At 61.5% G+C, this 21,718-nt stretch carries 13 protein-coding genes and 4 pseudogenes; 11 read left to right on the top strand and 6 right to left on the bottom strand.

Annotated features, from left to right (window positions below; all coding sequences use genetic code 11):
- Window positions 1-60 precede the first annotated feature (60 nt).
- A pseudogene (groES, locus tag EN818_RS07680) lies at window positions 61-354 on the bottom strand (co-chaperone GroES); the annotation flags it as partial.
- A gap of 62 nt (window positions 355-416) precedes the next feature.
- The gene (locus tag EN818_RS07675) at window positions 417-764 is read right to left on the bottom strand and encodes a hypothetical protein (RefSeq protein ID WP_063169239.1); all 348 of its coding nucleotides are present in this window, start codon (window positions 762-764) and stop codon (window positions 417-419) included.
- 1,010 nt (window positions 765-1,774) lie between these two features.
- Between EN818_RS07675 and EN818_RS07670 the strand changes: the two genes are divergently transcribed.
- The 7 genes and pseudogenes from EN818_RS07670 to EN818_RS07640 all read left to right on the top strand — a co-directional run bounded on the left by EN818_RS07670 (window position 1,775) and on the right by EN818_RS07640 (window position 9,742).
- The gene (locus tag EN818_RS07670) at window positions 1,775-2,098 is read left to right on the top strand and encodes a DUF736 domain-containing protein (RefSeq protein WP_024505644.1); all 324 of its coding nucleotides are present in this window, start codon (window positions 1,775-1,777) and stop codon (window positions 2,096-2,098) included.
- Between the two features lie 181 nt (window positions 2,099-2,279).
- A complete protein-coding gene (locus EN818_RS07665) occupies window positions 2,280-2,549 on the top strand; it encodes a helix-turn-helix domain-containing protein (RefSeq protein ID WP_024505645.1) in 270 nt (89 codons plus the stop codon).
- Entirely contained in the window at window positions 2,546-3,094 is a 549-nt protein-coding gene (locus tag EN818_RS07660; protein WP_024505646.1) for a S26 family signal peptidase, read from the top strand. The genes EN818_RS07665 and EN818_RS07660 overlap by 4 nt, the downstream gene beginning before the upstream one ends.
- On the top strand, window positions 3,082-3,765 hold the full coding sequence (locus EN818_RS07655; protein ID WP_024505647.1) for a lytic transglycosylase domain-containing protein: 684 nt from the start codon (window positions 3,082-3,084) through the stop codon (window positions 3,763-3,765). Before EN818_RS07660 ends, EN818_RS07655 begins: the two co-directional genes overlap by 13 nt.
- A 178-nt stretch (window positions 3,766-3,943) precedes the next feature.
- Window positions 3,944-5,914: a relaxase/mobilization nuclease RlxS gene (gene rlxS, locus EN818_RS07650; RefSeq protein WP_024505648.1), complete on the top strand. Its 1,971-nt coding sequence runs from the start codon at window positions 3,944-3,946 to the stop codon at window positions 5,912-5,914.
- Window positions 5,915-6,269: 355 nt separating this feature from the next.
- Complete coding sequence (locus EN818_RS07645) at window positions 6,270-7,256, top strand: ATP-binding protein (protein ID WP_126057775.1); 987 nt, start codon at window positions 6,270-6,272, stop codon at window positions 7,254-7,256.
- A gap of 17 nt (window positions 7,257-7,273) precedes the next feature.
- A pseudogene (locus EN818_RS07640) lies at window positions 7,274-9,742 on the top strand (S8 family peptidase).
- A gap of 232 nt (window positions 9,743-9,974) precedes the next feature.
- On the opposite strand, the gene EN818_RS07635 reads toward EN818_RS07640, so the two are convergent.
- From EN818_RS07635 to EN818_RS07620, 4 genes are all read right to left on the bottom strand, one after another.
- Complete coding sequence (locus EN818_RS07635; protein WP_126057776.1) at window positions 9,975-11,504, bottom strand: E2 ligase fold family C protein; 1,530 nt, start codon at window positions 11,502-11,504, stop codon at window positions 9,975-9,977.
- Between the two features lie 3 nt (window positions 11,505-11,507).
- Window positions 11,508-11,894, bottom strand: coding sequence for a Mov34/MPN/PAD-1 family protein (locus EN818_RS07630; protein WP_245454736.1), 387 nt, complete (start codon window positions 11,892-11,894; stop codon window positions 11,508-11,510).
- A gap of 98 nt (window positions 11,895-11,992) precedes the next feature.
- Window positions 11,993-12,610: a putative metal-binding protein gene (locus tag EN818_RS07625; protein WP_126057778.1), complete on the bottom strand. Its 618-nt coding sequence runs from the start codon at window positions 12,608-12,610 to the stop codon at window positions 11,993-11,995.
- Window positions 12,603-12,899, bottom strand: coding sequence for a DUF2604 domain-containing protein (locus EN818_RS07620; RefSeq protein ID WP_126057779.1), 297 nt, complete (start codon window positions 12,897-12,899; stop codon window positions 12,603-12,605). The genes EN818_RS07625 and EN818_RS07620 overlap by 8 nt, the downstream gene beginning before the upstream one ends.
- Window positions 12,900-13,210: 311 nt before the next feature.
- Here EN818_RS07620 and EN818_RS33225 point away from each other — a divergent pair.
- The 4 genes and pseudogenes from EN818_RS33225 to EN818_RS07605 form a co-directional block, all read left to right on the top strand.
- A pseudogene (locus tag EN818_RS33225) lies at window positions 13,211-13,450 on the top strand (hypothetical protein); the annotation flags it as partial.
- Window positions 13,439-14,362, top strand: a pseudogene (gene fni, locus EN818_RS07615) (type 2 isopentenyl-diphosphate Delta-isomerase); the annotation flags it as partial. The pseudogenes EN818_RS33225 and fni, both read left to right, overlap by 12 nt.
- 515 nt (window positions 14,363-14,877) lie before the next feature.
- On the top strand, window positions 14,878-17,184 hold the full coding sequence (locus EN818_RS07610) for a S9 family peptidase (RefSeq protein WP_126080685.1): 2,307 nt from the start codon (window positions 14,878-14,880) through the stop codon (window positions 17,182-17,184).
- A gap of 833 nt (window positions 17,185-18,017) precedes the next feature.
- Complete coding sequence (locus tag EN818_RS07605) at window positions 18,018-21,539, top strand: Ulp1 family isopeptidase (RefSeq protein WP_245454737.1); 3,522 nt, start codon at window positions 18,018-18,020, stop codon at window positions 21,537-21,539.
- Window positions 21,540-21,718 lie beyond the last annotated feature (179 nt).

Here is a 21,718-nt window from a genome sequence, read left to right as displayed (position 1 = left end):
GCTCCTGGCAGGGGCTTCAATCGAGCCCGGGAATTCAGTTGACGAAAGGGCCTGATATGAGCCGATGATGCCCATGATGTCGGATTCCTTCATGATCAGAAGGTCTTCGCCATTGAGCTTGACTTCCGTGCCCGACCACTTGCTGAACAGGATGCGGTCGCCGGCCTTGACGTCCAGCGGGACCAGCTTGCCAGCTTCGTCACGAGCGCCGAAGCCGACAGCGATGATCTCGCCTTCCTGCGGCTTTTCCTTTGCCGTGTCGGGGATGATGATCCCGCCAGCGGTCTTGGATTCGGATTCGACCCGGCGAACGACCACGCGGTCATGCAGCGGGCGGAACTTCGACTTTGCCATTTTCGGATTTTTCCCTGGTGCGCTGTTGAGGGGTTTTTGTTAGCACTCGCGATGGACGAGTGCTAACGCGATAGTGAGGTAGGCTGTAAGCGGGCACTCGTCAAGACGGACGAGGGCAGGCGAGGAGCTCTGGCCCCCTCCCCGGTGGAACCCAACGCATACGCGGCATCCGCGTTGATGGCTGCGAGCCCCACATTTCCATTGAATTCGGCGTCATGACGCCAACTTGCTCGCGCCGCTTCCAAGTCGTCAGTCGTGCTGCCGTCAGCACGAACATAGGGCTGCGCTTCACTTCCCGTCGAAGCCGCGGCAAGCAGCGTCGCCGTCAGCACGCTCCTTTGCAGATGCTTGCCAAAGGTGGACAGTGAGCGCACCTGCGCCGGGCTGTTGGTGCGAACGTAAGACGTCATTGACAACTCCTTTTTGCAAGTCGAGCCCCTTCTCCACCTTCGGCCGCCGTCGACGCGAAGAAGTCCGCATCGCGTTGAAGACGAGCTGCGAAAAAGAGAAAGATGTGTTTGATGGCTGCGGCCCCAACGGTGCCTTCAGATTTGAGATCACTTCCGCCGCGAGCGGCTGAAGCTCCTCGCAACGTCAAATCGAATCTGCTGCCAAGCCTCCAGGAAAGGAGAGCATTGCTCATCTCGCGCTTGTGCATGCAGTCAACCTTCGATCCGTGTTGCCACATCAAGAGCAAATGCCGTGCCAAAGCTCACTGGGAAGTGAACGCATGGCTCTCCCTGAAAACCTCACAAATCCAGCATGGTCAATTGTGCGGAACCCGACATGCGTCTTCTGCCACTGTCAGCTTTCGGACAGGCATGACGCGTTTCGCGCCGACCACCGGTCGATCGGTTTTGGGGCCGGTCTGTTCGCCTCATAAGAGCGCGTTACATTGCGTAGCGGTTTCCCGAGCGCCGCCACATGACACTGGACCTGCAGGTAGCACCGGCTTCTCATCCAGCCTTACTTTGGCCCCCTCGCGTATCAAATTCCCGCTGGCGAGCCCTGCTTTCATAGATCGCACCATGCCGGATGTCTGCTCTGGCGCCCGACCCGCTGGCACGATCTCGATCCGGCATAAGGGCGCAGCATCTTTGCAGGCCGTTTCATCCCGGCGTCCTGCTTGGCTGACAGACCGCACTTGGCGAGCGGTCTCCATGCTCTCTCCAAGGACCATCCCTGCGGCTGGCTTGTCGACCTATGGGCGGGTCCGGCCGCCCGAAACCCTCGCGCCATCAGCTTTTTTCCCCGCCGCCTGCGGCGGCTTCCTCGCGCCGCTTCGCTCACAAAAAAGCTGCCCGCTCGGGTCCTTCACTGTCGCTGCGGCCCTGTCGGATTCAGGCGGTCCTGACGCGCCCATTACGGTGCGCCATCGCAGGGGATGGTCCCCGGCGAAACCACAAAAGGAGACTTCGAAATGACCGCGATCGGTTACGTCAACAAGCAGGAAAACGGCGCCTACAAGGGCCAGTTCAAGACGCTCAGCGTCCGCGCCGACATCGATATCGTCCCCAACCAGGCCAAGAGCGCCGATAACCATCCCGACTTCCGGGTGCTTACGCAAGGGGTCGAAGTCGGCGCTGGCTGGATCCGCACCGGCGAGACTTCCGGCAAGGATTATGTGAGCCTGTCGATTGCAGCGCCGGAGTTCGGACCGCGCAAGCTCTACGCCAATCTCGGCCGAGCCGCCGGCCAGGACGATCACGACACCTACGCCATCATCTGGAACCCGGCCGACTGACCGGCCGAGATAAGAGCCTCGCGCCGCAGCCCCGGCGCGGGGCTCATTCCCAGGAGTTCCACCCAAACCCCGTCCGCCCTAAAGGGCGGCGAAAACTCTCCCCCGACTCTTCGCCCGTCCCCGAGACGATCTCCCTCGCCCATCCTCGCCCTCGCTTGTCCGAAGCGAAACGAGGATCATCATGGACGACGAAAACGAACGCGCGGCCCGCGCGAAAAAGGGCAGCCCGTTTCTCAGCACAGCCCAAGCCGCCTTCTATATCGGGCTCTCCCAGCGCACGCTCGAAAAGATGCGGCTCAAGGGCGGCGGCCCGAAATTCCGCAAGCACGGCCGCTATGTCCGCTATCACATCGACGAACTCGACCATTGGTCGAAAGGACACCCGCAGCACTCCATCGCCGGCGATGGCAAGGCCGGTTCCGGCCAGGGCGGCACGGGAGGCCGTTCATGAGGCGGCGCCCTTCCATCCATCTGATCGGCAGCCGCCTGAGGCGTGTTCGAGCCCGTAAGACGGTCGCCTTGGCCGCGGCCGGTCTCGGTCTTTTGGGCTTCACGGCGCTGGGAAAGCCCGCCCCTTGGCTGGTCTGGAACGCCTCGGCCAGCGCGCCGATCGGCCTTTACCGCATCGCTGCGGGAGCGCTGGCGCGTGGCGATCTCGTGCTCGTGCGCCCGCCTGAATACGCGGCGTATCTCGCCGCCGAGCGCAGCTATCTGCCTCGCAATGTGCCGCTGGCAAAACGTCTTGCAGCGCTGCCGGACGATAATGTCTGCGCCTTCAATGACGCCATCATCATCGGCGGCGACATCGTCGCGCGCCGGCTCAAAATCGACGCCGAAGGCCGACCTTTGCCATGGTGGAACGGCTGCCGAGCGCTCGGGGATAACGAGGTTTTCCTGCTCGGCAGCGACAAAAACCGCTCCTTCGACAGCCGCTATTTCGGGCCTGTTCCCACTCAAAATGTCATCGGGAGGCTCGTACCACTATGGACCGAGTGACCCTCCTCTTGTTGGGCATGATCGCCATTGCGCCATGCGCCTGTTCCGCCTCGACCGGCGCTGAGCCGGTCGCCATCTCCCAAAGTCCGCAGCTGCGAAAGTGGCAGACGTTGGTATCGGAAGCAAGCCGGCGCTTCCATATTCCCCAAGCCTGGATCTATGCCGTCATGGCTGCCGAAAGCGGCGGCAAGACAATGCGCGGCGGCCGCCCCATCACCTCCCCCGCTGGCGCCATGGGCCTCATGCAGGTGATGCCCGGCACCTATGAAGAGATGCGGGTCGAACACGGCCTTGGGCCTAACCCCCACGATCCGCGCGACAATATCCTGGCCGGCACGGCCTATCTCAGTGCCATGTATGACCGCTTCGGATTTCCTGGCCTGTTTGGCGCCTACAATGCCGGTCCCGAGCGCTACGACGAGCATTTGAAGCGTGGCAAACCGCTGCCAGAAGAGACCGTCGAGTACCTCGACCAACTCAAGGCGGCCGGAGTTTCGGCGGCCGACATCGAGGCGTTCGAAAGCCAATCTGTCGCTCCAAAGGCGCAAATCGCTCCTCTCGGACGGTCGCTGTTCTTCATTCATGACGGTGTTCACTCAGGCGTGCGAAACGGCGATCTCTTCGTGCCGCTCGGCAAGGACGGCGCGCAGCCGAAGGAGCCGGTGCGTTAGCCATGGCGGACGGGGGCGCGTCTGGCGGGGCTGGGCGCGGAAGGCAAGATAAAGGTACCGCCTCCAGGAGGCGGTTAAATCTTTGTCTGCACATCGTTTTTCCGGGAGGCTGCCGCCGGTGCCAAGAGGGTTTGACGTGTAAGTGTCTGATTTTGCTTGATATGTCTGGGAGGCTCGCATTAAGGATGACGAGTTCAGGCCGAAGCTCGGCAAAATCGGGTCGCGCGGCTCGAAGGCCGGCAAACGCTATGCCGGCCAGGTTCGTGCGGCGATCAACCGGGCTGGCGGCCGGCCGCAACGCGGTGGTCGCTTCACAGGAAGCCGGACAGGGCGCGGCGGGGCGGCCGCCGCACTGCTGAAATCGCGCGACCGGTATGCCGCCTTCCGCCAGCGCCGGGTGATCGTCAAGGCGCGGGTCGTCAAGCTCGCCGGCAAGGGCGCGGACGGGGCGCGTGCCCATCTACGCTATCTTCAGCGCGACGGGGTCACCCGCGAAGGTGAACCTGGCGAGCTCTACGGCGCCGACAGCGGCCGCGTCGACGGCAAGGCGTTCATCGATCGCGCGGACGGCGACCGCCATCAGTTCCGCTTCATCGTCGCTGCCGAAGACGGCATCGAGTACGACGACCTCAAGGCGCTGACGCGGCGGCTCATGGCGCAGATGCAGGAAGACCTCGGCACGAAGCTCGACTGGGTCGCGGTCGATCATTTCAACACCGGCCACCCGCACAGCCACATCATCGTCCGTGGCAGGGACGACCGTGGCGAGAACCTGGTCATCGCGCGCGAATATATCTCATCTGGCATCCGCGAGCGGGCGGCCGAGCTGGTCAGCCTCGATCTCGGTCCGCGAACCGACCGCGAGATTGAGCTTCGCCTGCGCCGGGAAATGGAGCAGGAACGCTTCACCAGCATCGACCGTCGGCTGCTCAGCATGCGTGATGATGACGGCCTGGTCTCGCCGGGCGGTCCCGACGCCATTCGCCAGACGCTGCACCAGGGACGGCTGCGCAAGCTCGAGCGGATGGGTCTGGCCGCGGAGGTCGGCGCTGGCTCCTGGCGCCTCGACGATGAGCTCGAAGCCACGCTGCGCCGCACCGGCGAACGCGGCGACATCATCAAGACCATGCACCGCGAACTGACCGGCAAGGGGCTTGCCCGCAGGGCCGCCGACTGGGTGATCCACGATCGATCCGGCGAGCCCGTCCAGTCTCTCGTCGGTCGCGTTGTCGCGCGTGGACTGGCCGACGAGATCAATGACCGCCATTACATGATCGTCGACGCCGTCGACGGTAAGAGCCATTGGATCAACATCGGTAGAGGCGAGGCGATGGAAACGATGCCTAATGGCTGCATCGTGCGTGTCGCGCCAAGGAACACCGAGCCGAGGCAGGTCGATCGTACCATCGCCGAAATCGCCGCCGCGCATGGCGGCCGTTACGACGTCGATATGCACCTGAAGCATGACCCATCCGCCACCGAGAGCTTTGCGCGAACGCATGTGCGGCGGCTGGAGGCGATCCGCCGCGCGACCGGCGGCGTCGAGCGAGAGCCGAACGGCACCTGGCTCATCGCGCCGGACCATCTCGATCGCGTCGCGAATTATGAGGGCCAGCGGGCCAGGGCCGAGCCTGTCGTTGCCGACAAGCTCTCCTCAATGGCGCTGGAGCGACAGGTCAGCTTCAACGGCGCCACCTGGCTCGACCGGGAGCTGGTTGCCGATAGACCCGAGCCTTTGCACGGATCCGGCTTCGGCCGCGACGTGAGAGAGGCGCAAGCTCGCCGGCGGCAGTGGCTGATCGCGCAAGGCCTCGCGCATAAAGAACAGGATGGGATCGTCTATCGAGCCAACATGCTTTCGATCCTGCGCCAGCGAGAACTGAACCGTGTTGCTGGCCAACTGTCGGAGGAACTTGGCCTGCCCTATGCCGAAGCGCGATCCGGAGGACGAGTAGAGGGTACGCTCCGCCGCTCCGTCGAGCTTGCCAGCGGAAAATATGCCGTCGTTGAAAAGTCGCGCGAGTTCACGCTGGTGCCATGGCGGCCGGTGCTTGAGCGCCATGTGGGCAAGGAGGTCTCCGGTGTCGTAAGTGGGGAGGGGATTTCATGGACCGTCGGCCGGCAAAGGAGCGGACCTGGTGTTTCGTGAGATGGTGTACAGCTTTTTAGCCAGCGGCGCGGGCAGCCATGCGAGCCCGCGTAGACCTTATGGCCGCACGCCCGCAATCGGTCGCATGGACCTGCCAGGCGGGGCGGCTTTGGAGCGTTCGGACCCGACACGCTGCGTGAGTGGCCAGACTTCGAGCGCTCGAAGATGCGGACTGTTGTCTGCTGGCCGGCGTTATTCCGGCTGGCCTATGACCGCGGCGCAACAGTTCACCGCTGAAGTTGCCACGGGCGAACATCGACAAGAGAAAAAACACCATTGCGCGATACAAATCGCCGTTGAAAGCGTTTAGGTTGCATGCGCTTCGCCAAGTAAACGGATACCCCAGAAGAGAGCCATGACCACGGCCCGCCATATCGTGACGCTGCTTAAAAGCCACATTGCCGGCGACGAGGATCGTTTCCTCTCTATCGCGATGCAGCTTGCTGCGCATGAGGCACGTCAAGGCCATGGTAAGCTTGCTCAGGAGCTCAAGGATCTGGTCGACGCAGCCAAGAGCAGGGACGCCCGGATTGTCAAGAGCAGTCGGCCGGTTCCCCTTTTTCAGCCAAAGGGCGAGCTCGCAGGGCTCCTGCATGTGCGCTATCCGGACCTGCGACTGACCGACATGATTTTGCCGGACAGTCTGCGCTCGCGCCTGCACCGCGTGCTGGGAGAGCAGCGCCAACAAGCAAGCTTGCGCGAGCACGGGCTTGTTCCCCGTCGCAAACTGCTTCTGGTCGGCCCGCCAGGATCAGGCAAGACGATGACCGCATCGGCATTGGCCGGGGAGCTTCATCTGCCCCTTTTCACGATCGTCCTCGATGGTTTGATCACCAAGTTCATGGGAGAGACTGCCGGAAAGCTGCGGCTTGTTTTTGATGCAATGCAGGCGACGCGGGGCGTCTACTTCTTTGACGAATTCGATGCCATCGGCGCGCGTCGAGGCGAACGCCAGGATGTTGGCGAGATTCGGCGCGTGCTGAATTCGTTTCTGCAGTTTCTCGAGCAAGACGACAGCCACAGCCTGATTATTGCGGCAACAAATCATCCCGAGCTGCTCGACAGAGCTTTGTTCCGCCGTTTCGACGATGTCATCGAATACGCCGTGCCCGATCGGCCGATTATAGAGGCGCTGCTTCGGGCTCGACTCGACCGCTTCGACACCAGAGGGCTTGCCTGGAACGAGGCGATCTCTCAGGCAGAGAGACTGTCGCAGGCCGAGATCACGCGCGCGGCCGACGACGCTGCAAAAACCATCATATTGCGGGGGGGGAAGCGGATCACCTCGGAAGCGCTCATCGACGCTCTGAAGGAACGCCGGCAGGCGTCGCTGTTTGAGTAGCGACAGCACAGATCATAATGGCAGACGATTTTCCGCGCGACCGCGCCCATATCCACCTTCGCAACAACGGCATTCGGGAAGCCTATCGGCGGCCCAACCAACTTATACATGCACCGCCGCTGCCGGCGCGTGATCGGGCGTCGCATGCTGCGGCCTTGACGCAATCCATCGAACAAGCGGTCGAAAGTGCACGCCAGCAGATTGCGGCGCGTGACCCCCAGCTGTCGGTCGGCACGCCTGGCTTTTACCTCGCGATCGATCTGCCCATGTCCGGACGGGCGGCCCTCGACCAGTTGGCCGATCGTCGCCAGCACATGGAGCTGGTCGCCGTCCATGAGCCAACTCAACCCGGTGCTCCCATCACAGCGTCGGTGTTCCTGCCGCAAAGCGCGCAAGCCTATTATTTGCGGAAAGTCGAGGCGTATCGAGACGTTGATACTGACCGCGGCAGACCGCGCAACGAGCCGCTCGTCTCCCGCATGGAGACAGTCAGGCTGGCGACTGCACGATCGTTGTTTACCGACCACGACGACCTCTTCCCCCAGGCCGCTGACGAGCAGGTGTGGTGGGAAGTCTGGCTGCGCGACGGTCGCCGCGAGAACTTCGAGCACATTGCCGAAGCCCTGAACATCACTTTGCGCACGCATGCGGTTAGGTTTCCGGAGCGGGTGGTCATGCTGGCCCTCGCCAGCACGGCAATGCTCGACCGCATGATTGCGCACAGCGATGTCGTCGCCGAGCTGCGGCGCGCGAAGGATACGCCGTCCTTCTTCCTGGGCCTTGGCGGCGCGGAGCAAAGGGACTGGAGCGACGAGCTTCTCGGGCGCGTCAGACCGCCTCAATCCGATATTGCGGTCTGCATTCTCGACAGCGGCGTGCGTCGCACCCACCCGTTGATCGAACCCGCACTTGCCGTTTAAGACTGGCACACCGTCAAACCGGCATGGGGCAGCGACGACACACCTGCGTGGAGCGGCCACGGGACGCGAATGGCAGGTGTCGGCCTGTACGGTGATCTGGTCCCGCTCCTGGTCGGAGGCGATCCAGTTCCATTGCCCTTTCGGCTGGAGAGTGTTCGTATCCTTCCGCCAGAAGACGAGGCAAACGATCCAGAACTCTATGGCGCGATCACCGCGGAAGCGATCGCCCGCGCCGAGGTGCAGGCGCCGGAGCGCCGCCGCGCGATCGCAATGGCTGTGACAAGCGCCAGTCCGGCGCGTGGAAGGCCCACATCGTGGTCTGCCGCTATCGACCAACTCTGTTTCGAAGAGGAACAGCGACGCTTGATCGTTCTCTCTGCCGGCAACATCGGCGATGACCTCATGCCGGCCGAGCATTTGACGCGCAACGATCTGGAAGCAGTCGATGATCCTTCTCAGGCCTGGAATGCGCTGACGGTCGGCGCTTTCACAGAAAAGGTCGATATCATTGACACCGACTTTTCGGGCTACGCTCCGATCGCGCCGGTCGGCGAGCTCTCGCCGCGCAGTCGCACTTCGGTCGTTTGGGACAGGCAGTGGCCGGTGAAGCCCGAGGTCGTCTTCGAAGGCGGCAATCTCGCCCATGACGGTGTGTTGCCCGGCGAGCCGATCGACGATCTGCAGATATTGACCACTTTCTGTCGACCCGAACTGCGCCACTTCACCACCCTCGGAGATACGAGCGCGGCAACGGCCCATGCCGCACGGATGGCGGGACTAATTCTATCAGCGCGCCCCGAGCTGTGGCCTGAATCGGTTCGCGCCCTGATCGTCCACTCGGCCGAATGGACTCCGGCGATGCGCGCACGCATCGATGCGTGCAACGGAGCGAAGGGCGAGATCCAGGCGCTCGTGCGGCGCTATGGTTACGGCGTGCCAGATCTTGGGCGCGCGCTTCTGTCAACGGTGAACGACCTCACGCTTATCGTTGAAGATGAGCTTCAGCCTTTCCAGCGCGAGGGCGGCGCGGCTGCCAAAACGCGTGACATGAAGCTGCATCGCCTGCCTTGGCCGAAGGAGCAGCTCGCGGCGCTCGGCGCTGCCCAGGTCGAGCTCCGCGTCACGCTGTCCTATTTCATCGAACCCAACCCCGGTGAACGCGGATGGACCCGCCGGCATCGTTACGCGTCCCATGGTCTTCGGTTCAGAGTAAAGTCAGCGACCGAGACAGTCGACGAATTCCGAGCCCGCATCAATCAGGCCGCTCGGGACGAGGAGGAAGGGGCGCCTGCTGGAGGCGGAGAAGAGTGGCTGCTCGGCACCTTCCGCGATCGCGGCTCGTTGCACGCCGATTTCTGGTCGGGCAGCGCCGCCGATCTCGCCGAGCGTGACGCGATCGGCGTGTTCCCGGTCGGGGGCTGGTGGAAGGAGAAGCCTTACCTGGAACGCGTCGACGCTCTGGCTCGGTACGCCCTGATTGTGACGATTCGGGCGCCTGGGGTCGATGTTGACATCTTCACACCCGTCGAAGCAGCCCTGACTGTCGAGACGTCGGTCGAGACCTGATGCAGCACTGTCCAAACCGGCCAACAACGGAGGTTTGACCAGCCTCTGGTGCCATGGCGGCTGGTGCTGGATCATCACGTCGGCACGGGATCATGCGCGGAGGACGATAGGCCGGCAAAGGAGCGGGCCAAGCGTGTCATAATGGCGCCCATGGTCACGCCCACAAGCCGCGCCCCCTGCGTCTACGGAGAGGTGCGCGTCTGCTTAGGCGGCCGAGACATCGCTTACCTGATCAACGCGCTCCGTATTTGCGCCTGTAAGCGGCAATGAAATCGTCGTCGCTACAGATGCAGCGGCCGCTGGAGTCCTTGGCCTTCGGATCGTGCAAGTGAGAGCCAAGGGGGCGCAGAAGATTCACCCGAGTGCTCGTCGTCGGGCTCATGGGAAACCCCGCACTATGCTTGACCAAATCCGCGGCAAGCATAATCCCGGCAAGCACCGACTGAAAGGCCATCGGAACCACAGTTCGAACGCGGCGACTTCCTTCGCTAAGCTGGAACACCAGACCGCCGCAGATAGCCTGCTGATAAAAGGAGCGCAGGGGCTGGCCGACAAACGGGGCTAGCGGTTCAAACGGCACAGCCATCGCTGTAGCCACGCGAACTACAAAGTCGTTGGGAACTCCGGCATTTGTCTGCAGGAGCGTTTTCACCTGCTCGTGTGCTTCCGGTATTCCGAGTTCCTCGGCAATCAGCTGGTGCTCGTCCTTGGATTTTCCGGATGGCAGGTACATGCAACAAAGGCAAGCCTGGCCGTCATCGAAACCATGCCGGGAGATACCGAGATCGTGCTCCTGCATCCAAGCGTTTGCGATCCATCGCGGCAGTGCACCTTGGACAGCCAGACGGTCGGCGGCGGTGTCAAGCGCCACACCCACTTGGTCTAAGACCCAATTGCCCCGGCGCGCAACATATTCTGCCCACGTCAGAGGGTGCGCCTCGACCTCAAGGCCAGTCGATCTAAGGGCGGTGGCTGCAAGAACCGCCTTGGACATACCAATCTCCGCCTGGCCGGCCAATGCGTAGCGCTGCAGGTTTGAGAGTTCGATCGCTTCGTGATCGATTACATGCAGACGACCCTTGAGATCGGGTTGTCTCGCTAGCGCCCAAAGCGAGCCATGGCCTATCGCACCGAGCCCAACGAGGTGGGTTTCGCCAAGGTCGACTGGGAAGTCGATCGGGCCAGCCTCCCCGGCTTTGGTCTTGTCGTAGCTGCATAGCGAGAGGTCGATGGTTTCGTCCAACTCGGCGCCGGTCAACTGGGCGGCGAAGATAGTTCGAAAGACGTTGGCGGCGCCGAAGCAACTGGCGGCGCCAGCTCCAAAAGGCAGCAGACTTGGGCCAGAGCCCACCGGGTCCGTACGCGACAGCTTTGCCGCCCAACCGTCCGATCCCACGAAAAAGATCGGGCACCGGAGTGATGGGCGCGTTACCCCTGCAACGACGCAGACGGTGGCAGACTTGCCGGAACGCCGGATGCCGACTTTTGGATTGATCGACTTTGCCAAGCGCTCCAGCGCTTGGGCTTGAGAGCTCGCCGCGCTGTCCAGCGGGAGTATCGCCAGAACCGGGTAGAGCCTAGCGAGCAATCTCACCGCAAGATCTAGTGTCGCCTGGCCTTCGGCGCAGGAAGCGGCCTGATGGTCGAAGGCGACTGCCACGACCTGCTTTTCAAGAGCTGCTTTGAAGTCTCCCAGATGAAAATCGGCCAGGACCTGAGATGCCGCCGTGGCGGCACGATCGATGAAGTTAGCGAATGCCATTGTTCAACTCGATATCATGATCATTCGCGACAGTGCCGCGGGAGGGAGCGCATTCCATTTGGCCTTTTCGTCAAGCCGATAGGCGGCGACCCGAGCAAAATCGAAAGGCTCGCGGGCGAAATTCGGCACTACCAGCGACAGACACCCAACCGTGGTAGCAACCGCATAAGCGTCGTCCGTCGTCGAATGGTAGGCGCGGCCCGGATGGCTGTGAATCTGGGCCAAGAGTTTCAGGCCGCTTTTGTAGAGCCAGACATTGAGCCGGTGCAGTTCTTCGGCCGCAACGATCACGCAAACGCCATCGTTTGTCCGAATGTGACGCTGCGCCGGGATAACCGTCTCTGTTACGGCAAAGTGCCGGTCTTGCTGAACGCCGACCCAGAGCGCCATCCCCTCATTGCCTTCGCGACCAACTGAGCGCAGATGCCCATGCGTGGTCGAGATGCAGCCGCGCGGGAGAGTCACGATCGTTACATCTCTCAAACCAGTCATTCTTGTATCGCCTGAGGGGATACCACCATTCCTACGATTGCCGGTGGGAGTTGAATCTGCAACTGCTCTATAGGAATGATTCCGTACTTGATGATCTTGTCCAGGATGAAGGCCAAACAGCCTTCGCCAGAACCCCGATGAAGTAGCCATGGATCACCTGAATGGGCTGGATTGTCGTGGTATTCCCGGACGCCCGCCATGCACAGGAATGGTTCGTCCTCGGGACTGTTGGCCTGGATGAAGTCCGTCAGCGGCACGGCGTTCTGCTGGATGAGAGCTCCTATCATCTCCGGCGGCGTTCCGGGCAGCGGCGGACGTCTAAGCATTTTCAGGTATAGATCTTTCCGGGCAATCGGATGACGCGTAAACGGATCGACGAAGACCACGGACGGTGGTCTTAAGTCGTAGTCGGTGAAGTCGACCTCGCTCGCTGCGCTGATCACCCGTGGTTTTAACTTGAGGCTTGCGAAAATGAAGAAAGCGCGCGGAAAGGTCGCCTCGATCAAGAAGCAGCCCTGAGCCCGATAGACATCAGCATATGGCCGGAACCGGCCGATCTCCCGATCAAACTTCGCTCGGGAGACCTCCGGATCCACACTTTGGGGTTTAGGCACCTGCGACGCCCGCCTTCAGGCTGAGGAACAGGGTCACAGTATTCGGGAAACCGAAATCGCCAAGCTTCTTGTCGACGTCGAGCAAGTTGCCGGCCTCATCCTTCAATTCCCAATTCTCGGCTGGTTGGGCGACATTCTGCGTGTTCTCAAGGGCTTTGGTACGAATGACGTGAAGCGGCTGGTTGGGATTGGCTTCGACCTGCGTGGGCTGGCCGTTCACCACCATCGTGATCTCGATCTTGCCCGGCCCGCCGCCGTGATTATCGCCCTTACCCGAATCCTTCGACATTGTCCTACTCCTGTGGCTTGCCAACCGTCCCACGCCCTGGCGCCCACCTGCGAGTGAGACCGGCGGTCTTCAATCGTTCACCCGGCGCCACGGCCGCGAGTACGCGAAAGACAGGGGATAAGCTACCGAATCGGTGCTTGCCTTCTTTTATGGGTGACTTGAGCCGCAAGTAAATGGTCTCAAATTGCTCCTCACAACTATAATCGATTATAGCAATGCGAAAATATTGGCGACACGCCTATTCATCTGCTCTCTCACTCGCCTGCTCCGTGCTTGGCAAGGGGAGCTTTGACTGCGTCACGCGTCCCCCAATCCTGCAACGCATTCACCCGAGCCTGCGCGACACCAGCGCCCGCACCGGCCGTGATCCGCAGAACGAAACGCTGATCGTGGCGTTCTATCGCGAACTGGCGCTGCTGTTCTGGCTAGACGATTGCAACGACGTTGGCCTGATCGCGCCGGAGCAGCTCGCCGCCGTGGAGCAGGCGCTGGGGCACGGCGTACCGTGCGTTCTCTCCGGATTCGAGGGCTGCGCTCAGCTGCGCGCTTCGCTGGTGCTGGATCGGCGAACGGCGCCGGCCACGGTGGCCGCTGGCTGGGAGTACATCCATTTCGAACACTGCGCACTGCCCGAGTTGGACCTGACGCAGATCGACCTGCGCGCCTCGCTGCTGGGCAAGGCTATGCGCGCGCCGCTGCTGATCAGCTCTATGGCCGGCGGCATGCCACGGGCCGAGGCCATCAACCGGCATTTGAGCGAGGCAGCGCAAGCCTTGCGGATCGCCATGTGCGGTTCGCAGCGTGTGAGCCTGCAATCCCGTAACTCCCAGGGGCTAACGCGCGCGCTGCGCCGCCTGGCGCCAGACATTCCCTTGCTGGCCAATATCGGCGCCGCGCAACTGCGGGAGGCCGACGGCCTGGACCTGGCGCGTCGCGCGGTGGACGCGCTGGAGGCCGATGGGCTCATCGTCCATCTCAATCCGCTGCAGGAAGCGGTACAGCCGGGAGGGCGACCGCGACTGGCGCGGCGTCCTGGCGCTGATCGCTGGCGCCGCGCGCATCGTGGGCGTGCCGATCGTGGCCAAGGAAGTGGGGGCGGCCTGTCCGCCTCGGTGGCCTGTGCGCTCGTCGAGGCGGGCGTGGCGGTAATCGATGTCGCCGGCGCCGGCGGCACCAGTTGGGCCGCAGTGGAGGGCGAGCGCGCCCGCAATGCCGCCGACCGTGCAGTGGCGATGTCATTCGCCAATTGGGGGATTCCCACCCTGACCAGCGTGCAGGCGGTGCGTCGGGCGCTGCCAACGGTGAAGCTGATCGCGTCGGGCGGGATCCGCGATGGCGTCGACGTGGCCAAGGCCATCCGCCTGGGCGCGGACATCGCCGGGCAGGCGGCCAGCGTGCTGGGCGCGGCGACAGTGTCCACCGAGGCCGTTGTCGCGCATTTCGAGATCGTCATCCGCCAGTTGTTGGGTCACCATCAAACCAATTTGACGCCCCGGGACAATATCGTCCGGCATTGTCCGGTGTGCGACGATGTTGGGGATGCGACATAGGCGGATTGCCGTGTATTAAACCGCTTTTCCTTTGGCACGCATATTGCGCCCTATCGGTAAACCTCGTCATGGGCCGGCGGCAATCGCTCGGAGATTGTCGAAATAGCACAATCTGCCGGGGTGACATCCGGCCCGACTAGAGCAGGACCTTTCAGATGATGCAGAAAAGCAAGCGGCCATACTCGCGGGGAAATAGTCGCGTCAGGGCTGCATGGACGCTCTTTCCTGGTTGTTTCGGCGACGGACGCCAACTCTTCAATCGGCACCCGAACCAGTGCCTGGATGTCCAAGGAGCGCCCCTGTTGCGCGTGCCTGGCTGCACCCGCGTGCTGGCTCTCCTCCAAGGCGACGCTCGGCGCTGCTGCAGACCGGCGACGAGAACCCAACTTCAAAATTAGCATTCCGAAAACCGAAAGAAGTGAACAGGTATGTCCAGGATCGGCGCTTTGACGCGCGCGGCATGGCGATCGGCAACTCAGACGCTGGCCAAGGGTTCGAAAAGTTTACACCCGACGCTAGCGCCGGCCGATTTCAAGCGCGCACTTACGATCAACGATCGATATGGCGGGCTCACTGTCAATGTCCCCAAAATGCCTTTCTGGCTGACCGGGGGTGAAGCCTTCGTCTACCGCCGGACTAGCCACGGCGAGCAGCAGTTCATGCAGGTCGATGCTGCCACGGGTTTCAAGCGGCCCGCTTTCGATCAGGCGCGTCTGGCGGCAGCGCTAAACAAGGTGAGCCATGAGAGCTATCAAGCCGGCAATCTTCCGTTCGACCGTTTCGAACTGAGTGAGGATGGTCGCAGGCTCGACTTCCAGATTGAAGACACCCGGTGGAGCTGCGACCTTGCAAGCTATGACTGTACCAGCACCACATTCGATGCAAGGAAAGGGGACCGTAGGGAGCTCAGCCACCGCTACACGCCGCCAGCGGAGAACAACCCCGACAAGAGCAACGCGTCGCCCGACGGCAAATGGATCGCCTATATCAAGAACTGCAACGTTTTCCTGCGCAGCGAGGACGGATTGCAGGATGTTCCTCTGAGCCGGGACGGAGCCGAAGGCAATTGCTACGTCTTTTCGACGCTGAGCTGGTCGCCGGACTCGCGCCACCTCGCCGCTTACCTTGTTCGCCCCGGCTATAGGCGAGAGGTCCGCTACCTCAATTCATCGACGGACCAGTTGGAGCGGGAATATTCAACAATATTCTATCCCAGGCCGGGCGATGTCCTTCCGCTGCCCCAACCAGTCCTGTTCGACATTGCCGGCCGGCGCCAGATCGTGATTGACGGTGCCCTCTTCTCGAACGTCTTCGAACTTTCCCCTCTCCGGTGGTGGGCGGACAGCCGCGGCTTCACTTTCGAATATAACCAGCGCGGGCATCAGCTCTATCGCTTGGTCGAGGTAGACGCCGCCTCGGGCCGCGGGCGCTCCCTGATCGATGAGACCAGCGAGACATTCGTGGATTATTTGCCGCTGGGGCATGGCCAGGAGGATGCCGGAAAAATCTTCCGTTACGATGTCGATGACGGGAAGGAGATCATCTGGGCATCAGAGCGCGACGGGTATGAGCATTTGTATCTTTTCAACGGCCGGACAGGCGCGCTCGAAAACCAGATCACCCGAGGTGAGTGGGTCGTCCGGAGGGTCAACCATGTCGATCCGGTGAAGCGTCAGATCTGGTTCGAGGCGAGCGGGATGAACTCGCAGGAGGACCCCTATTGGGTCCATGCTTACCGCATCGGCTTTGACGGCAAGGGACTGACTGCACTGACGCCCGAACCGGCCAACCACCATATCGAGTTCTCGCCTGACAGGCGCTATTATGTCGATCTCTGGTCACGCATCGATCTGCCCCCGCGCATGGCACTCTACCGCGCCAGCGACAATGCCAAGCTCCAGCAGATCGAGACGGCCGACATTTCCGAGCTCGTCGCCGCAGGCTGGCAGCCGCCGCTCAGTTTCCATTCCAAGGGGCGCGACGGCAAAACTGACATCTGGGGTGTGCTCCACCTGCCAGCCAACTTCGACCCGACGAAGAAATACCCGGTTGTGGAGAATATCTATGCTGGACCCCACGGCTCCTTCGTCCCAAAATCCTTCTCGCGGTGGACAGAGCCGCTCACGCAGCTGGGCTTCGTCGTTGCTCAGATCGACGGCATGGGCACCAACAACCGCTCCCGCGCCTTCCATGATGTTGCTTGGAAGAATCTGAAGGACGCAGGATTTCCCGATCGCATTCTGTGGCACAAGGCGGCGGCCGCGCAATATCCATGGTACGACATATCCAACGTCGGCATTTTTGGCGCATCCGCCGGCGGCCAGAGTGCAGTCAGCGCGCTGCTCTTTCACCCCGATTTCTACAAGGTCGCCGTCGCCAAAAACGGCTGCTTCGACAACAGGATAGACAAGACCTGGTGGAATGAACTGTGGATGGGGTGGCCGGTCGGCATTGAATATTCGCAATCCTCCGCCGTTGACAATGCTCACAGGCTGCAGGGCAAGCTGATGATCGCGGTCGGCGAAATGGATGATAATGTCGATCCGTTTTGCTCGTTCCAGCTTGCCGATCGACTCATCAAGGCAGGAAAAGATTTTGACATTGTCTACGTTCCTGGTGCCAATCACCATACTCTAGGCACCTACACCGAGCGCAAACTCCTAGACTTCTTCGTTCGCAACATTCTCGGTCAGACCCCGCCCGACTGGAACAGCAAACCGATCGAGCTGGAGTAGCTTGTGGCTCTTGCAATTGTTAGCTCGCCTTATCGGCTGTAATCAGGGCGAGGCGCGAGCAAATCTGCACCGAAGGACGATCGTGGAGTCTAGGACTTGCGCTGCGTATTGAGGATAGGCTCGCCGCGACGTTGGTCTGAGCAAACTGCTTGATAGGCACGCCTGCAGACCGCGTGTGTGCGATTGCAAGATCCCCTATCAGCCTGGTGTGAAGCGTTCAGGGGAAAAGCCGCACCCAACGCCGCTTCCGCTCGCCGTAACGCTACGGCGGTGCGGCCCACCCGATCCGCTCGACGAGCATAGGAACACATAGGTCCCCGAACGGACGATTACCTTGGCAATAGAAGACCCTCGTCGGTCATCGCCGCTGTGGGTGGCAGCCCGTCGGTCTGGAGCTGCCACGATTCTCATCCTCGCGTCACATATGAGCTGAAGCTTTCCGGATCGGGTATCCAATCGGCATCCAGTTGCTCGGCGATATGGTTGAATTCTACCTCAGGACAAGAGTGAGTAGAGCAGCCCCGCTACGAAAATCCTATCCTGGTTCGTTTGACGCATCGACTATTCAGATTGATTGGCGTGATACCCGGCGCGGCCGCAACACGCTAGGCCGTCAACCGCTGAGCAGAAAACCAGCCTTCGCCTTCCGCGGCGGCGGACCTCGTCAGCCTTTCGAAAGCTTGCCTGAGTAGGTTGCTCATGTGATCTGTGGAAGTGAGGCTAGCGTGCACCCGTACAAACTGGACATTCATCGTAGCAGCTTGGCTGCAGGTGCAGCACGCCGTACCGCACGAGCAAGCGGACAAGCCGGCCAAGCCGGTTTTGAGCAGCACTTGGGCGAATTGCAGGCGGCGGATGAGTTGATGAGTGCACCAGGCGAGGATGTCCTCGTCAATGGCTCGCATGGCAAAGGTGAGTTGAGACCAACGAAGAGGCAGAGGATCCAAAGCAATCTGCAGCATGCTGTCACTGAGCGGCAACCAGGTCAGGTTGGTGACTCAGGCGCTCGCGCGATGATGCAACTCCCTGCCCATCAGGTGGGTACATCGGAACGGGAGGCGCAGCTCGCGATGCAGGGGGATGAGCACGAATACACCCCAGCGCCGCATCTCGATGGGTCGATGCCCTCGACAGTGCAGCCGGATCGTCCAATTGTGGCCCCCGACGGTGCCGACAAGCGTCCTGTTTATTCCAACGATGCCACCGCCATCGAAGGGCTGAAGTCTGCACTCCTTGCGGGTAAAGCCAGGCCGGACACGGTCACTCGCAGCGCAAATTCTCTTTTCGGCTTTAGTCGTTGGCTCTTTCAAAACAAAAAGCCAGGGTTTGCTGCTCGGCTTTACCATCCGTCGCTGAGCCAGGATCTCGAGGAGTACGAGAGTAGGGGTGGTTCCTCCACAGTGGCTGGCGCACTGCGTCAACTGATGAAGCCGATAGGCGGAGCCGCCCCGATTGTGGGTCGCGCTGTCCTGAACCCCCATCCTGACGACGCCGCGCTCACTAGACATTTCAGATCCGCGAGCGGCTACGCAACTGCTCTTAACCATTTCAGTCATTACCTACGTCAAAATGACAAGCTCGGGATTGCGGGCCGGATTTACGATGAATCGCTGGATAAAGATGTTGAGAGCTACAAGGCCGCCTCCTCTACTCGTGGAGCTCCGATCGAATCTGCACTGGTTTATATCCGCAAGCACCCGCCGCGCGTTATACTCGGGAGTCATCTGGAAAACGCGGTCAGCATGGAGGCTCGTCCCCGTGGCGACGCTGCTCAGCATACCGCACCACAGCAGGGATTCGATTGGCCAGAGGAGCTCCTGCCGGTAGGTTATAAGGAGGGCACCGATCTACCATTGTCTCTCGCCCCAACCGCGCACCAACACCAAGCACCCGACTTTGGAGAGGCCGTCCCTCACTTGAACTGGCGCCACGGCGACCAGGGCGCCCCGGAGGGGCTGGTAGCTGCACGGGACAGGAGCAGCCCGCTGCCAAGCGAGGCGGTGCCACATAAATCTGGACGGGGACTCGCTACGCAGCCCAGATTGTGGGCGGAGAAATCCGCCTCGCCAGAGCTCTTTCGACGGCGGGCGGAGCAGGCTCTGCCGGCGTCCGCCAGAGGTGTGGAGACATCCTCCGCGGTTGATGAAGCCGCCGCTCGCCAAGCTTTGGCTTGGTTGCAGCAGGAGATGGAGGGGATCGAACCGATGCAGGATCCTCATAAGGTGGCTACACCGGAATCTGAGGCGCAGCTCGTCAGGCAGAGGGATGAACACGAATCCACCCCAGCACCGCATCCCGGAGGTGGTGGTTCGATGTCCTCGACAGTGCAGCCGGATCGTCCAATTGTAGTCCCCAACGGTTCCGACAAGCGTCCTGTCTATTCCAACGATGCGACCGCTATCGAAGGGCTGAGGGCAGCATTCCACGCGGGTAAGGCCAGCGCGAACACGGTCACTTTCAATGTAAATTCTCTTTTCGGCTTTAGTCGGTGGCTCCTTCAAAACAACAAGCCAGGGTTTGCTGCTCGGCTTTACCATTCGTCGCTGGATCAGGATCTCAAGGAGTACGAGAGTACGGGTGGTTCCTCCACCGTGGCTGGCGCACTGCGTTACCTCAAGAAGTCGACAAGCGGAGCCCCGATTATGGGTCGCCCTCTCGTGATCCCCTATCCTGACGATGCCGAGCTCATTAGAGATTACAGAGCCGCTTCGACCAAGGAGTACCTGGCAGCGCCTGCGACCGGACGGAATCCAGATACCGTGGGCGGCTATACAAATTTTCTTAGACATTTTAGCCAGTATCTGCGTCAAAATAACAAGCCTGGGATTGCCGCTCGGATTCACGACAAATCGCTGGATAAAGATGTTGAGAGCTTCAAGGCTGTCTCCTATGGTAATAGACTAAGTATCGGTTCTGCATTGGCTCACCTCCGGGATATCCTGCCGCGCATTGTGCTCGGGCGCGAAACTGTCCTTGCTGCTCATCCGGCAGACGCAGTCACCAGGCGCGTTGGGGCCGCTGCTGAAGCTGGGCCAGCGGCACCGGCAAGAGCTCCCCAACCCGCCTCGCCAGCAACCGCTAAGCTGCCAGGCACCTACCGCGGCCTTCCACTGGTTGATGTGACCACACTGACGACCAGTTCCTCTGGGGCTCAGATCGGGGCGCTCGATCCGACAGCCCCGTCCAACGTTGCAACGGGGCGGGTGCTCGGCGCCGCCGAATGGCTGAGCGACGCCCATGTCCAGAGAGATTACAATTTGCTGGAGCGGCAACTGCAGGGGATCAATCCGGCGCTCGCTGCCCGGACTCGGCTGGTGGATCCTTCCGTATCCCATCTACTGCGACACACGTCGCCGCAAGACGCTCGAGGCATATTGCAGTCCATCTATAATCAAAACAACGCCACAGCCGACTTCCTGTTCTTGCCAGTGAATAATGGCACGGCTACTAGCCCCGGCACCCATTGGTCGCTGCTGCTCGTTGATCGCCGCGACCCCGAAAGGCGGTTCGCCTATCACTACGACTCCCTCCAGCGAGAGGGATATAACGACGTGCCTGCAAAACAGCTCGCAGGACTGCTGAATGCTACCTTGGCGCCAGCCCCCATGGCCAGACAGACGAACCATTATGATTGCGGCGTATTTGTCCTGGAGGGCACGTGGGCGCTGGTTGAACGATTGGTGAAAGGGCAGCGGCCAGACCACGAGCCGCTGCCCCTCGACAACCTCGTTGCCGATCGGCAGGCGCTGCAAGACCGGCTAAGGAGGCGCTTGCCGCACGAGGAAGAGCCGCGGCAGCTGCTGGAGGATGAACCCGCCTCCCCACCGATGATGGCATTCGAGCCAGGGGAACTGCGGCAACTGTTGGAAGACGAGCCTGACTCCCCACCAATGATGGCGTTCGAGTCAGGGGAACTGCGGCAACTGTTGGAAGACGAGCCTGCCTCCCCACCAATGATGGCGTTCGAGTCAGGGGAACTGCGGCAACTGTTGGAGGACGAGCCTGCCTCCCCACCAATGATGGCGTTCGAGCCAGGGGAACTGCGGCAGCTGTTGGAGGATGAACCCGCTTCCCCACCGATGATGGCGTTCGAGCCAGGGGAACTGCGGCAGCTGTTGGAGGATGAACCCGCTTCCCCACCGATGATGGCGTTCGAGCCAGGGGAACTGCGGCAACTGTTGGAAGACGAGCCTGCCTCCCCACCAATGATGGCGTTCGAGCCAGGGGAACTGCGGCAACTGTTGAATGATGAGCCTGCCTCCACTTGGGCACAAATCAATTCGACCCCACATGCGCGAGCGGACGGTGTTCATCAGCCAGCCCAGGCGCCCTGGCTCCCTGAACGCAGAAGATAACTTTGCGGAGGAGCGGTCACGCAACTGTCGGCGGCGCCGGGCCTCAGGGTGAATGGAGAGGATGGTGTCGCGTGAAGGCGCAACACGCGTGCTGACCGACCTGCATAGTAGGAAGTCGTTCATTGCTCCCAAATCGTATGTGAGGAACATTCCTGTCCCGGCTGCACCGCGCGATGCTA

This window comes from Mesorhizobium sp. M3A.F.Ca.ET.175.01.1.1, assembly GCF_004791945.1.
GTDB lineage: Bacteria > Pseudomonadota > Alphaproteobacteria > Rhizobiales > Rhizobiaceae > Mesorhizobium.
Note: the sequence above shows the minus strand (reverse complement) of the source record. Positions and strands in the feature narration are given on the sequence as shown.